The organism is Mesorhizobium sp. WSM3879, from assembly GCF_002294915.1.
Lineage (GTDB): Bacteria > Pseudomonadota > Alphaproteobacteria > Rhizobiales > Rhizobiaceae > Mesorhizobium.
This window is the reverse complement of the sequence record NZ_NSFZ01000002.1, coordinates 315364-328298: the sequence shown is the minus strand read 5'-3', so window position 1 is coordinate 328298 and position 12935 is coordinate 315364. Positions and strand designations below refer to the sequence as shown.

13 protein-coding genes are annotated in these 12935 nt (G+C 64.4%); 12 read left to right on the top strand and 1 reads right to left on the bottom strand.

The genetic code is table 11. The features are described 5' to 3' along the window. Window positions 1–34: 34 nt before the first annotated feature. Both CK218_RS04965 and CK218_RS04960 read left to right on the top strand, forming a co-directional pair. Entirely contained in the window at window positions 35–1357 is a 1323-nt protein-coding gene (locus tag CK218_RS04965) for a homoserine dehydrogenase (RefSeq protein WP_095827049.1), read from the top strand. A gap of 120 nt (window positions 1358–1477) precedes the next feature. Further along, window positions 1478–2977 carry an FGGY family carbohydrate kinase gene (locus CK218_RS04960; protein ID WP_095827048.1) on the top strand — a complete coding sequence of 500 codons (1500 nt, stop codon included), beginning with the start codon at window positions 1478–1480 and terminating at the stop codon, window positions 2975–2977. Here the strand turns inward: CK218_RS04960 and CK218_RS04955 are convergent. Next, the gene (locus tag CK218_RS04955; RefSeq protein ID WP_095776246.1) at window positions 2967–3929 is read right to left on the bottom strand and encodes a sugar-binding transcriptional regulator; all 963 of its coding nucleotides are present in this window, start codon (window positions 3927–3929) and stop codon (window positions 2967–2969) included. The genes CK218_RS04960 and CK218_RS04955 overlap by 11 nt on opposite strands. Window positions 3930–4141: 212 nt before the next feature. On the opposite strand from CK218_RS04955, the gene CK218_RS04950 reads away from it, so the two are divergent. The 10 genes from CK218_RS04950 (at window position 4142) to CK218_RS04905 (ending at window position 12906) form a co-directional block, all read left to right on the top strand. Beyond that, window positions 4142–5155 carry an ABC transporter permease gene (locus tag CK218_RS04950; RefSeq protein ID WP_082953999.1) on the top strand — a complete coding sequence of 338 codons (1014 nt, stop codon included), beginning with the start codon at window positions 4142–4144 and terminating at the stop codon, window positions 5153–5155. Window positions 5156–5268: 113 nt separating this feature from the next. Beyond that, window positions 5269–6207, top strand: a complete 939-nt coding sequence (locus tag CK218_RS04945; RefSeq protein ID WP_095827047.1) for a sugar ABC transporter substrate-binding protein — start codon at window positions 5269–5271, stop codon at window positions 6205–6207. A 27-nt stretch (window positions 6208–6234) separates the two neighbouring features. Further along, window positions 6235–7743 (top strand): sugar ABC transporter ATP-binding protein, encoded by a 1509-nt coding sequence (locus CK218_RS04940; RefSeq protein WP_095827046.1) that lies wholly within the window; start codon window positions 6235–6237, stop codon window positions 7741–7743. A 108-nt stretch (window positions 7744–7851) separates the two neighbouring features. Beyond that, complete coding sequence (locus CK218_RS04935) at window positions 7852–8616, top strand: SDR family oxidoreductase (protein ID WP_066988928.1); 765 nt, start codon at window positions 7852–7854, stop codon at window positions 8614–8616. Window positions 8617–8628: 12 nt separating this feature from the next. Further along, on the top strand, window positions 8629–9414 hold the full coding sequence (locus tag CK218_RS04930; protein WP_095827045.1) for a glucose 1-dehydrogenase: 786 nt from the start codon (window positions 8629–8631) through the stop codon (window positions 9412–9414). Between the two features lie 188 nt (window positions 9415–9602). Next, window positions 9603–10334 (top strand): XRE family transcriptional regulator, encoded by a 732-nt coding sequence (locus CK218_RS04925; RefSeq protein WP_095827044.1) that lies wholly within the window; start codon window positions 9603–9605, stop codon window positions 10332–10334. Between the two features lie 300 nt (window positions 10335–10634). Then, window positions 10635–10922 carry a hypothetical protein gene (locus CK218_RS04920; RefSeq protein WP_066988933.1) on the top strand — a complete coding sequence of 96 codons (288 nt, stop codon included), beginning with the start codon at window positions 10635–10637 and terminating at the stop codon, window positions 10920–10922. A gap of 11 nt (window positions 10923–10933) precedes the next feature. Then, entirely contained in the window at window positions 10934–11311 is a 378-nt protein-coding gene (locus CK218_RS04915; protein WP_095827043.1) for a hypothetical protein, read from the top strand. A gap of 15 nt (window positions 11312–11326) precedes the next feature. Next, a complete protein-coding gene (locus CK218_RS04910; protein WP_082953998.1) occupies window positions 11327–11488 on the top strand; it encodes a hypothetical protein in 162 nt (53 codons plus the stop codon). A gap of 14 nt (window positions 11489–11502) precedes the next feature. Beyond that, window positions 11503–12906 (top strand): APC family permease, encoded by a 1404-nt coding sequence (locus CK218_RS04905; protein ID WP_095827042.1) that lies wholly within the window; start codon window positions 11503–11505, stop codon window positions 12904–12906. Window positions 12907–12935: the final 29 nt, after the last annotated feature.

The window sequence follows — 12935 nt, the reverse complement described above, 5'->3', positions numbered from 1 at the left end:
CGCGGGCGGCGCGCCAAGGACCGGAGGAAGCGACATGTCCCATCCGCAATTCGCAGCGGAACTCCTGCAGCGCGCTGAGAAACAAGGACCGATCACCATCGGTCTCGCCGGCGCCGGACAGATGGGAACGGATATCGTCGTTCAGGTCGCACTTATGCCGGGCATGCGCATCGGCGCCATTTCGGAGGTCAGGCCGCAGGCGGCGATCGATGCGGCGCTGCTTGCCGGCCATGACCGTTCCGATATCGTAGAGGCGCCCAATGCCCCGGCCATCGATCGCGCCATCGAGGCCGGAAAGATCGCGGTCACCGAGGACCTGCATGCGCTCGCCGCCGCCGGCCGCATCGACGTGATCATCGACGCAACCGGAAATCCCAACATCGGCACGCTGTTCGCGCTCGAGGTGATGAAGAACGGCAAGCATATCGTCATGCTCAATGTCGAGGCCGACATCACCATCGGCCGGTTCCTGAAGGAAGAGGCGCGCAAGGCCGGCGTCGTCTACACAGGTGCGGCCGGCGACGAGCCTGCCTGCACGCTGGAGATCATCGGCTTCGCCAAAAGCCTCGGCTTCAATATCGTTGCCGCCGGCAAGGGCAAGAACAATCCGCTGAAGTTCGACGCCGTGCCGGCCGACTACGAGAAGGAGGCGGCCGAGCGCAACATGAATGCGCGCATGCTGGTCGAGTTCGTCGACGGCTCGAAGACGGCAATCGAGATGGTGGCGATCGCCAACGCGACGGGACTGGTGCCCGACGTGCCGGGCATGCACGGCCCTACCGCGACGCTAGAAGAACTAGCCAGCGTGCTCTGCCCGTGCGAGGATGGCGGCGTGCTTCATCGCAAGGGCGTTGTCGACTATTCGATCGGCAAGGGCGTCGCGCCCGGCGTGTTCTGCATCATCGAAACCAAGCATCCGCGCGTGCTGGAGCGCATGATCGACCTCAAGGTCGGCAAGGGCCCCTATTTCACGATCTTCCGCCCTTATCACCTCACCAGCCTGGAAGTGCCGCTGTCGGCGGCGCGCGCTGTGGTCTACAAGCGCGCCGACATGGAACCGCTCGATCATCCGGTGGCCGAGGCGGTGGCGGTGGCCAAGACCAGTCTCGGCACCGGCCAGTCGCTCGGCATGATCGGCGAGAACGACTACCGCGGCTTCGCCATGACTTGGGAGGACGCGCGAGCCAAGGGCGCGCTGCCGCTCGGGCTTGCCGAACGCGCCAAGGTGGTGAAGCCGGTCAAGGCCGGCGACTTCCTGACCTATGAAAACTGTGTACCCGACGATTCGATGGTGATAACCCAGATCCGCCGTCGTCTCGACCAGTCGGACGGACGGTTCATAACCAACGCGGCCTAAAGCGCGTCGCGCGGAAACGGATCCAGGCGACGCGCTTTAGGTCCTTTTTATGCATGTCGTTTTCGCAAAACCGCTGCACACTTTTGCGCGACATGCTCTAACCCTCCGGATCCCAGCCTGATGGACGATGTGGTAATCGGGATCGACGCCTCGACGACCGCCGTGAAGGCGATCGCTTTCGCGCGCGACGGCTCGGAGCTTTTCCAGGCGCGCGAGACCTATCCGCTGTCCAATCCGGCGCCCGGCCATTTCGAGCAGGACGCCGAGCATTGGTGGGCAGCGTTGCTGTCGGCGCTGCAACAAGTCGCCAAGGCGATCGATGCCTCACGCGTGAAAGCCATCTCAATCGCGCACCAGCGCGAGAGCTTCACGCTGATCGACAACGCCGGCAAGCCGCTCATCCCCGCCATATTGTGGCTCGACGAACGCGCCCGCCGCCAGGTGGCGCGGCTTTCGGAAGAACTCGGCCGCGAGGCGATCCGCGACTGGAGCGGCAAGCCGCCGGACCCGACGCCGGCGCTCTACGCTTTGGCCTGGCTGATGGAGCACCGGCCGCAGGCGCTGGCGGAAGCGGCCGCGCTGGTCGACGTGCACGCCTTCTCCGTCCACCGGCTCACGGGGCGACTGGTCACCAGCACGGCGAGCGCCGATCCGCTCGGCCTGCTGGACATCGCGCATGGCGTCTGGCACCCCCGACTCGTCGAGGCGGCGGGCCTGCGGCCGGAGCAACTGCCGATGTTGGTAGCCCCTGGGGAGGTCTGCGGCACGTTGTCGGAAAGCGTCGCGGCGGCGATCGGCCTGAAGGCCGGCACGCCGGTTATTGCGGGCGCCGGAGACGGCCAGGCGATGGGCCTCGGCATGGGAGTCTACGGGCCCGGCAAAAGCTATCTGTCGTTGGGCTCAGGCGTCGTCAGCGGAAATTATTCGGGTACGGTGATAACGTCGGATGCATTCCGCACGCTGGTCTCGCCGACCGGCTCCGGCTTCATGCTGGAGACGGTGCTGCGTTCCGGCATGCAGTTGGTCGACTGGATCGTGCGCACCACCGGCGCGCCTTCGGCCGTGGTGCTGGAGAGAGCTGCGAAGGAAGTCGCGCCAGGCAGCGACGGATTGCTCGTCATGCCCTATTGGGCCGGCGTCATGAGCCCTTACTGGGACGGCTCGGCGCGCGGCGCTATCGTCGGCCTGTCGCTCGATCACGAGCCAAAGCATCTCTTCCGCGCGGTGCTGGAGGGCATAGCGCTGGAGCAGGCGATCGCCACCGAGGCGATGGAGGAACAGACCGGCAAGGCCGACGCGATGATCGCGGCCGGCGGCGGCACCAATTGCGCACTGCTGATGGAAATCATGGCGAGCGTGCTCGAGCGCCCGCTCTTCGTCTCGCCGGTCAACGAAGCAGCGGCGCTGGGAGCCGCCATGCTCGCGGCCTCGGCAATCGGCTGGTTCGCGTCACCGGAAGAAGCGGCAAAGGCGATGGCGGCACAGCCCGCACGTCAGGTCGATCCTGTCGAAGCGCTGGTTCCGATCTACCGCGCGCGCAAAGAAGTCTACCGTGACCTTTATCACGCGACACGCGACATCCACACGCGGCTCGGCGCGATTACCGGAACTACCGGCTAAGCAGCCCCTTGGCCGCGTCTTCGTCGGTGATCAGCACCGAGACCTTCGTATTCGCAAGTGCGGCGCGCATGACGGCGATCTTCTCCCGCCCGCCCGACACCAGGATGGTGGTCGGAATGTCGGAGAGATCCTGCAGCGGGTAGGCGCAGACGCGGCGGTTGACCTCATGGTCAACGATGCGACCCTCGGCATCGATGAAGTGGCAGAGGATATCGCCGACCGCGCCCGCCGCCTGCAATTCCTCCAATTCGCTCGGCTTGATGAAACCGTAATTGGCGATCGGGCTGTCGTTGGAAAAGGAGCCGACGCTGAGCACGGCGATGTTGGCGCGCCGCGCCCTAAAGACCACATCCTGGACGCTGCGCTGGCTCATGAAGGCATCGCGCTGCTCCGGCCTGTCGGCATAGACGGGCACGGGCAGCAGATAGCATTCGGCGCCGATCTTCTCGGCGAATTCCCAGGCGCTCTCGGTCGGATTGAGCGGCTGCGCATGGGTGAGGCCGCCAAGCATCGAGACCACGGTGGTCCTGGCGATCGGCCGCCTAGGCAATTCGTTGATGGCGAATTTCAGCGTCCTGCCCCAACCCAGTGCGATAACGTCGCCCGGATTGACGTTGTCGGCGAGATAGGCGGCGGCGGCATGGCCGATCATCAGTGGCGCGTTGCTCCGGTCGGCGGCCGACGGCACAACCACCGCCTGGCTGAGGCCGAAGCGCTGCTTCAGTCTTTCCTCCAACTGCACGCATTCGACGACGCTGTCGCGAATGCGGAACTGGACCACGCCCTCCTCGCGCGCGGCCGACAGAATCCGGTGCACCTTGATACGGCCGACGCCGAGGATCTCCGAGATCCGCTCCTGCGTCAGCCCTTCGACATAATAGTGCCAGGCGGCTCGGGCCTTGAGCTCGGCATCCGGAAAACGCGAGACCTTGTCGTTCTCGATCACCGCCATGCTTTATGCCTCCGTATGCGCTCGACTTCCCTATGGCAAACTGTCGGTTCACGCAAACTGCCGCCGAATGGCTGCGCGGCACTTGACAATTTTCTGATGAACGTTTTAGCTGAACAAAATTGCAGATCAAAGATAAATTGTTCACAAGGGAGGATGCCTGGTGAACAAGAGCGGAACGCAAGGCACGCCTGCCCGCTGACGGAGGAGACCAAGTGGCCGTGAGCAACGAGACGAGCGAGTTGAAGGCTGGCACCGGCGCCGCGCAGGCCGCTTCCGGTGCGAAGCTTTCGGCGTTGTTTGCCGGAACGATGGGACCGCTGATCGGGCTGGTGCTGCTGTGCCTGGCGCTGGCGCTGACCACCGACACCTTCCTGACGGTACGCAATATCCTCAACGTGCTCGACCAGGTGACCGTCCTCGGCATCATGGCGATCGGCATGACGCTGGTCATCCTGATCGGCGGCATCGACCTTTCCGTCGGCTCGGTGCTGGCGCTGGCCTCGATGGTGATGGGCTATGTCGCCTATCCCGACTATCTCAATCTCGGCGTCCCGGCGGGCATCGCCGCGGCGCTCGTCGTCGCCGCCCTCTGCGGCCTGGTGTCGGGCCTGCTGGTGACGGTGACGAAACTGCCGCCCTTCATCGCGACGCTTGCCATGATGTCGGTGGCGCGCGGCCTCGCCAACATGATCACCGACGGCTCGCAGATCGTCGGCTTTCCCGACTGGTTCACCAACCTCTCGATCGTGCGCCACTTCGGCTTCCTGTCGGTCACCGTCGGGCTGATGATCGTGCTGGCGATCGTCTTCGCGATCTTCCTCAATTACCGCGCCACCGGCCGCAGCCTCTACGCGATCGGCGGCAGCGCCGAGGTTGCCCGCCTCTCCGGCATTCCGGTGAAGTCGCTGACCAACTGGGTCTACGCAATCTGCGCACTGCTGGCGGGACTGGCCGGCATCGTGCTCGCGGCCCGGCTCGATTCCGTGCAGCCGAGTTCGGGCGTCGGCTACGAGCTCGACACGATCGCCGCGGTGGTGATTGGCGGCGCCAGCCTTTCCGGCGGCATCGGCTCGATCGGCGGCACGGCGATCGGCGTCCTCATCATCGGCGTGCTGCGCAACGGCCTCAACTTGCTCGGCGTGTCGCCCTTCATCCAGCAGGTGGTGATCGGCGTGGTGATCGCGCTGGCGGTTGCCACCGATACCTGGCGGCGGCGCCGCCAATAGGAATTCGCCCGGATGTCCGGGCGGAACGGATCGGTCGATCCGAGACTGGGACTGTCCGGCCGAGGGCGCCGCGATGCGCAGGCGGGCAGATTGGACACCAACGGAGGAAAAACATGCTGACCAAACGTTCACTGCTGCTTGCGGCCGCGGCCATCGTCCCGCTGCTCGGCCTGTCCGATGCCGCCTCGGCCAAGGACGCCAAGAAGCTCGGCCTTGCCGTCGCCAATCTGCAGGCGGACTTCTTCAACCAGATCAAGCAGTCGGTCGAAGCCTATGCCAAGGAGAAGGGCATTGAGGTCATCACCGTCGACGCCAAGGGCGATTCGGCCACGCAGGTCAGCCAGGTGCAGGATCTCGTGACGCAGAACATCGACGCGCTGATCTATATCCCGGCCGGCGCCACCGCCGCGACCGTGCCGACCAAGACCGCGAAGGCCGCCGGCATCCCGGTGGTCAATGTCGACCGCAACGCCGACGGCGCGCCCGGCGACACCTTCATCGCCACCGACAGCGTCAACTCGGCCAAGGGCGTGTGCGACTACATCGCCAAGCAGGCCGGCGGCAAGGGCGAGATGGTGATCATCCATGGCCAGAAGGGCACGACGCCGGAAGTCGACCGCTCCAAGGGCTGCGGCGAGGCGCTCAAGGCCTATCCGGATATCAAGGTGGTCGGCGAGCTCTGGAGCGATCAGTGGCACCAGGACGAAGGCTTCAAGCTGGCGCAGGACCTGCTGCAGGCCCATCCGAATGTCTCGATCATCTTCGGCCAGGCCGACGCGCTGGCTCTGGGCGCCGCGCAGGCGGTCAAGGTCGCCAACCCCGACCACAAGGTCTGGATCGCCGGCTTCGACGGCGACGTTGCGGCGCTCAAGGCGCTGAAGGACGGCGTGTTCGACGTCACCGCGACCCAGCAGACGCAGGGCATGGGCCGGCTAGCCGTCGATTCGGCCATCAAGATCGTGGCGGGCGAGAAGCTGCCGGCCGAGCAACTGCAGGACGCGACCCTGACCACCAAGGACAATGTCGCGCAATTCATCGAGAAGCATCCGTAAGGCGGCAACGGTTGAGAGAGCGCCACGATGTCCACTGAACCTCGCCATAGCGAAGGCCCGCATAACGGGCTCTTCGTCAACGGCCTCTGCAAGAGCTACGGACCGGTGCAGGTCCTGGCCGATGCGAGCTTCGAGGTGCGGCCGGGCGAGGTCGTGGCGCTGCTCGGCGAGAACGGTGCCGGGAAGTCGACGGTGTCCAACATCATCGCCGGTTCGACCAAGCCTGATGCCGGCACCATCATCTGGCGGGGGAAGCCCTATTCCCCCGCCAATCCCGCCGCGGCCATCGAGGCCGGCGTCGGCATGATCCATCAGGAATTGAAGCTGCTGCCGGATCTCTCGGTGGCGGAGAATGTCTATGTCGGGCGGCTGCCGATGCGGGGCGGCCGCATCGACCGGGCAACCATGAACGCGAAGGCCTCGGCGCAATTGAAGCGCCTCGGCCTCGACGTCTCGCCGGAGCGCAAGGTGCGCACGCTGCGCGTCGCGGCACAGCAGCAGGTGGAGATCGCCAAGGCGCTGACGCTGAATGCCGAGCTTCTGATCCTCGACGAACCGACCGCCGCGCTCGGCGGCGAGGAGACGGAGCTGCTGTTCAAGCAAATCCGCAAGCTCAAGGCCGAAGGCATGTCCTTCATCTATATCAGCCACCGGCTGGACGAGATCGCTCAGATCGCCGACCGTGTGGTGGTAATGCGCGACGGCCGCATCGTCGCCCGGCACGAGCGCGCCGACATCCCGGTGCGCACGGTCGTCGAGCAGATGGTCGGACGCAGCGTCGAACGCATGTTCCCGAAGCTGTCGGCGCCGGGTACCGAGACAGTGCTCGAAGTCGAGAACCTGTCCTCGCCGGAGCGCAGCTTCAACAATGTTTCGTTCGCGGTGAAATCGGGCGAAATCCTGGGCATCGCCGGGCTGATCGGCGCCGGCCGCACCGAGCTGGTCAGGGCGATCGCCGGCGCGGATCCGATCTCGTCCGGCGCGGTGCGGGTCGCGGGCCGGCCTGTTCATCTCAGCGGCCCCGCGGCGGCGATCAGGGCCGGCGTCGTGCTGGTGCCGGAGGACCGTAAGGAACAGGGCGTCGTATTGGAGCAGACGATCGGCGAGAACCTCGCCATCGGCAATTTCGATCATGTCGCACCGAAGGGCTGGGTGTTTCCCAAAGCGGTTCAGAGGTTCGCCGAGGCCGGCATTTCGAGGCTCGGCGTCAAGGGTCGGCCGAACCAGGCAGTCTCAAAGCTTTCCGGCGGCAACCAGCAGAAGGTGATCATCGCCAAATGGGTGTCGCGGCCGCCCAAGGTGTTCATCCTCGATGAGCCGACGCGCGGCATCGACGTTGGCGCCCGCGCGGCGATCTACGATGTCATCGCCGACCTCGCCCGCTCGGGCATGGCCGTGGTGGTGGTGAGCTCGGACCTCGAGGAGGTGCTGGGGCTTTCGCACCGGGTTCTGGTGCTGAGCCGCGGCCGCCAGCGCGGCATCCTCGATCGCGACGAAGCAAGCAATGTCGCCGTGATGGAACTCGCCACGAGCTGAGGGCACGGCAGATGGGAATAAAGCGCAGCAGGTGATAGCCTCCCAAGCACCGGACCGCGCGGGGCGCCAGCAGGGCTGGCGCCCCTTCTTTCAGGGAGAGGGAGAAAGATGAAACTGTTCGATATTGATGGCGACGTGGCGCTGGTGACGGGCGCCGGCAGCGGCATCGGTCAAGCGATCGCCATCGGTCTGGCGGAAGCCGGCGCCGATGTCGCCTGCTTCGGCCACAGCTCGAAGGGCGGGCTGGAAGACACGGCCGACAAGATCAGGGCGCTCGGCCGCAAGGCGCTGGTGCTGACCGGAACTGTCACATCGCAGAGCGATCTCGCGGCAGCGGTCGAACGCATCGAAAAGGAACTCGGCGCGCTGACGATCGCGGTCAACAATGCCGGCGTCGCCGGTGCCGAACCCGCCGAGACGCTGCCGATGGAGAAGTGGCAGAAGCTCTACGACGTCAATGTCAGCGGCGTGTTCCTGTCCTGCCAGGCCGAGGCGCGCGTCATGCTGCCCCGGCGCAAAGGCTCGATCATCAACATCGCTTCGATGTCCGGCTCGATCGTCAACCGCGGCCTGACGCAGGCGCACTATAATTCGTCCAAGGCGGCGGTGATCCACATGTCGAAGAGCCTCGCCATGGAGTGGGCCGATCGCGGCCTGCGCGTCAATGTGGTGAGCCCCGGCTACACGCTGACGCCGATGAACAAGCGGCCGGAGGTCGCCGAGCAGGTCAAAATCTTCGAGCGCGACACGCCGATGGGCCGCATGGCGACGCCTGAGGAAATGGTCGGGCCGACCGTGTTCCTGGCGAGCCGGGCCGCGAGTTTCGTCACCGGCATCGACCTCATCGTCGATGGCGGCTTCGTCTGCTGGTAGGAGAAAGAAAAAGTGCAGAAGCGTTTCGCAGGAAAAACGGCAATCGTCACAGGCGCCAGCGGCGGCATCGGTGCGGCCATGGCGAAGCGTTTCGCGGCGGAAGGTGCGGCGGTCGTGATCAGCGCCATTGATCCGCGCGTCGACGAGGTCGCCGCCGGCCTGAAGGCTGCGGGCGCGAAGGTCGCCTCGATGCGCATGGACGTAACGAAGAAGGACGAGGTCGAAGCGCTTTACGATCTCGCCGAGAACGAATTCGGTCGCGTCGACATTTCGGTGCAGAACGCCGGCGTCATCACCATCGCCAAGATCGAGGCGATGACGGAAGCCGAGTGGGACAAGGTGATGGCGGTGAACACGAAAGGCGTGTTCCTGTGCTGCCAGGAAGCGATCGCGCGCATGCGCAAGCACGGCCAAGGCGGCCGGCTGATCAACACCGCGTCCGGCCAGGCGCGGCAGGGTTTCATCTACACGCCGCATTACGCCGCGTCGAAGTTCGGGGTTGTCGGCATCACGCAGAGCCTGGCCAAGGAAGTGGCCAAGGAAAAGATCACCGTCAACGCCATCTGCCCCGGCATCATCGACACCGACATGTGGGCCTATAACGACACCGCATGGGGCAAGCTGCTCGGCGACTACAAGCCGGGCGAACTGATGGCGGAATGGGTGAAGAACATCCCGATGGGTCGCGCCGGCAGCGGCGAAGACGTCTCGGGCCTCGTCAGCTTTCTCGCGAGCGATGACGCGGCCTACATCACCGGACAGACCATCAATGTCGACGGCGGCCTGATCATGTCGTGAGAAGGCCTGCGATGCGTTGAGTGACCGCGGCGCCAGCCTCGCTGCGACCCAGGCAGCCGGGTCGCGACAGCCGATTTCAGCGCAGGTTCTGCGACATAAGACGGCTTGCCGCCCTGATTGCGCTCCTGTATCGCCACCGAATATGTTCACCTCGAGTGAAATAAATCGGCGGAAAGTTGAGGGGCGCCATGGCGAAGAAGACGACCGACAACAAGCCTTCCGGCGCGAGCGACCAAGCCAAGCCGTTGCCGAAGAGCGTCTCGGCGGACGGGCGAAGCGTGCGAACCATCCGCGCGCCGCTGACGCAGAATCCGCACGCGGTCCGCGACACGCGCGAGAAAGTGCTGGAGGTAGCGATCGGCCATGAGGTGCGCGCCTTCCGCAAGAAGCTCGGCATCACCGTCGCCGATCTCGCGGCCGCCACCGACATTTCGCTGGGCATGCTGTCGAAGATCGAGAACGGCATCACCTCGCCCTCGCTGACCACGCTGCAGGCGCTGTCGCGGGCGCTCGGCGTGCCGGTCACCGCCTTCTTCCGCCGCTTCGAGGAAGAGCGCGCCGCCGTCTTCGTCAAGGCCGGCGAAGGCGTCGACGTCGAGCGGCGCGGCACACGCGCCGGCCACCAGTACAATCTGCTTGGCCATATCGGCGCCAACACCAGCGGCGTAGTCGTCGAGCCCTATCTGATCACGCTGACCGAGGACTCCGACGTGTTCCCGACCTTCCAGCATGCAGGGATGGAGTTCCTCTATATGCTCGAGGGCGAGGTCGTATACCGGCACGGCAGCAATCGCTATCCGATGAAGCCGGGCGACAGCCTGTTCTTCGACGCCGATGCGCCGCATGGGCCGGAAGAGCTGACACAGCTGCCGATGCGCTATCTCTCCATCATCTGCTATCCGCAGAACAGCACGACCTGACCAACCCGAACCCGGACATCGTTCGGTGACGCATTCGTCGAAGGTCCGACCTCGCGAAGCATTTCCGTGGCATTTCCACCAGCTCGTGCCGGCGCTGTGCCGTCCGCGGTAATTTTCCTGCAGGCAAATAGTTTTATCCACAGGCAATCCTGCGGCGGACCCCCAAACCGTTTACCGAACGGAAAACCGGCTTGACAACTTCGCGGTTCGGGCAGAACTTATGAAAAAAATTTCACTCTCTTGAAAGAGTGGACGCCCGGTCGATTGCGGGGCCGGACGTCGAGAAAAGGGGAAAAACCGATGTCCGACCTTAAGCAGCGTATCGAAGCGCTGTACCGTTCCGACGTGCGCGGATCCGTGCTCCTGATCGTCTGCCTTTGGGCGACGATCCTCTTCGTCCTCTTGATGACCTGGGCCTACATCCCCGACAGCGGGATCAAGCTCGTGGTGGTGATCGCCGCGGCCGCGGTGCTGATCTTCAACACCGCCGCCATCCTGGCGATGCTCAACCACTACAAGGAAGACAAGGATTTCATCTACGGCCTCGACATCAAGAACGCCGATGCGTTCCGCAACCGCCAGTCCTGAAGGGAGAAAGCATGTCCCGCTACATTCCGCCGGAGCAGAGCAAGGCCGGTCAGGTCTTCGACATCGCCGTCGTCGTCGTCGCCATTTTCGTGGCGCTTTGGTTGCCGCTGAAACTCGGCCTCGCGGGTGCTGCGAAATCGATCGACGTGCTCGACGCCAAGACCTGGGAAGCGCTCGGCCAGAACGCGACCATGGCCTCAATCTGGGTAAAGCTCGGCTACACGCCGGAGACCGCCCACGACATCATCCAGAACCGCTTCCATTACATCATCGACTGGCCGACGCTGATCATCATGGCGGTGGTGCTGATCGCCTATTTCGTCTTCATGTTCCGCGCCTCCGATCGCGAATATCGCGAGGTGATCAACGAGAAGTTCGACGGCAAGTAACCCGGGAACACGATCATGTGGATGACAGTCTCTTACGCATGTTGGGGCATCTCGATCCTGCTCGCGCTGTGGATGCTCTACGACTGGTTCAAGGTCGACACGACCTATTCCGAGGAGACGCTGACCTCCTCGCGCGAAGGCGAGCTTGAAGCCGTCTCCGAAAAGCACCGGATCTGAGTGGAGCCTCACCAATGACAGTCGCGGTTGAAACGAGAGAAACGGTGGTCCACGGCGACCGGGTCTCGCTGCTACGCGTGCTCGGCCCCGCCCATGTCTGGGCGCTCGGCGTCGGCATCGTGCTGGTCGGCGAGTTCACCGGCTGGAATTTTGCCGCCGACAAGGGCGGCGCGCTCGCCGCGCTGATCGTCTGCTGGGTCGTCGGACTGCTCTACACCTCGGTCGCGATGATCGATTCGGAAGTGACGTCGACGGTCGCCGCCGCCGGCGGCCAGTACGCGCAGGCCAAGCACATCGTCGGGCCACTGATGGCTTTCAACGTCGCGCTGTTCCTGGTCTTTGCCTACACGATGCTCGAAGTCTCGGATGCGATCCTGCTCGGCGACACCATCGTTGCCAAAGCAGGTGTCGAGGGATTGACCCACAATTCCTTCATCGCGGCCACCATCGTCGTGCTGGCATGGCTCAACTATCGCGGCGTGCTGATGACGCTCAACGTCAACTTCGTCATCACGGCGATCGCCTATATCTCGATCGTCATCCTGTTCTTTTCGGTCAGTCCATGGACGCAAGGGGCGGTGCTGAAGCTCAACGAACTGGTCACTCCCGGCAACGCGCTGCCCTATGGCTGGATCGGCGTGATCGCCGCCTTCCAGTTCGGCATCTGGTACTATCTCGGCATCGAGGGCACCACGCAAGCGGCCGAGGAAGTGCGCTCGCCGGCGCGTTCCCTGCCCTATGGCACGATGGCCGGCATGATCACGCTTCTGATCGCCGCCGCCATGACCTGGTATGTCTGCGTCTCGCTGATGCCGTGGGAATATCTCGGCATCACCTATTATCCGCTCTGGGACGCCGGCAAGCTGACCGGCAGCCCGCTGCTCGAGAACCTGCTCTTCATCGCGACGCTGCTTGCAGCCCTTGCCTCGGCCAATGGCTGCATCAATGACGCCGCCCGCGCCTGGTTCTCGCTCGGCCGCGACCGCTATCTGCCGACCTGGTTCTCGGCGGTGCATCCGAAGTATCGCACGCCCTATCGGTCGATCCTGTTCCTGCTGCCGATCGCGCTGGCCTTCGCCTTCATCGCCGATCTCAACCAGGCGATCACCTTCTCGATCCTGTCGGGCGTGCTGCAATACACCTTCATGAGCATCAACATCATGATGTTCCGCAAGAAGTGGCCGCTCGGCTCGATCCGCCGTGGCTACACGCATCCCTTCCATCCGCTGCCGGCGATCGTGCTGTTCTGCCTGTGCGTGGTGACCTTCTTCGCCATCTTCCTCGGCTTCGGCTCGCAGCTGATCGCTATGATCGCCTTCTACTTCCTGATCTCGCTGTGGTTCCACTTCTACCGCTACAAGTTCGTGCGCCGCGGCGACCAGTTCACCATGCCCTGGCCGAAGCCGCAGGGCTATTGAACGGAAAAAGACCCGCCGCCTGGCGGCGG

Bases quoted from the DNA above. Each gene is read 5' to 3' on its own strand.
- CK218_RS04945 (WP_095827047.1), top strand. From the start codon at position 5,269: ATGCTGACCAAACGTTCACTGCTGCTTGCGGCCGCGGCCATCGTCCCG.
- CK218_RS04955 (WP_095776246.1), bottom strand. From the start codon at position 3,929: ATGGCGGTGATCGAGAACGACAAGGTCTCGCGTTTTCCGGATGCCGAG.
- CK218_RS04965 (WP_095827049.1), top strand. From the start codon at position 35: ATGTCCCATCCGCAATTCGCAGCGGAACTCCTGCAGCGCGCTGAGAAA.
- CK218_RS04905 (WP_095827042.1), top strand. From the start codon at position 11,503: ATGACAGTCGCGGTTGAAACGAGAGAAACGGTGGTCCACGGCGACCGG.
- CK218_RS04960 (WP_095827048.1), top strand. From the start codon at position 1,478: ATGGACGATGTGGTAATCGGGATCGACGCCTCGACGACCGCCGTGAAG.
- CK218_RS04935 (WP_066988928.1), top strand. From the start codon at position 7,852: ATGAAACTGTTCGATATTGATGGCGACGTGGCGCTGGTGACGGGCGCC.
- CK218_RS04940 (WP_095827046.1), top strand. From the start codon at position 6,235: ATGTCCACTGAACCTCGCCATAGCGAAGGCCCGCATAACGGGCTCTTC.
- CK218_RS04920 (WP_066988933.1), top strand. From the start codon at position 10,635: ATGTCCGACCTTAAGCAGCGTATCGAAGCGCTGTACCGTTCCGACGTG.
- CK218_RS04910 (WP_082953998.1), top strand. From the start codon at position 11,327: ATGTGGATGACAGTCTCTTACGCATGTTGGGGCATCTCGATCCTGCTC.
- CK218_RS04925 (WP_095827044.1), top strand. From the start codon at position 9,603: ATGGCGAAGAAGACGACCGACAACAAGCCTTCCGGCGCGAGCGACCAA.
- CK218_RS04915 (WP_095827043.1), top strand. From the start codon at position 10,934: ATGTCCCGCTACATTCCGCCGGAGCAGAGCAAGGCCGGTCAGGTCTTC.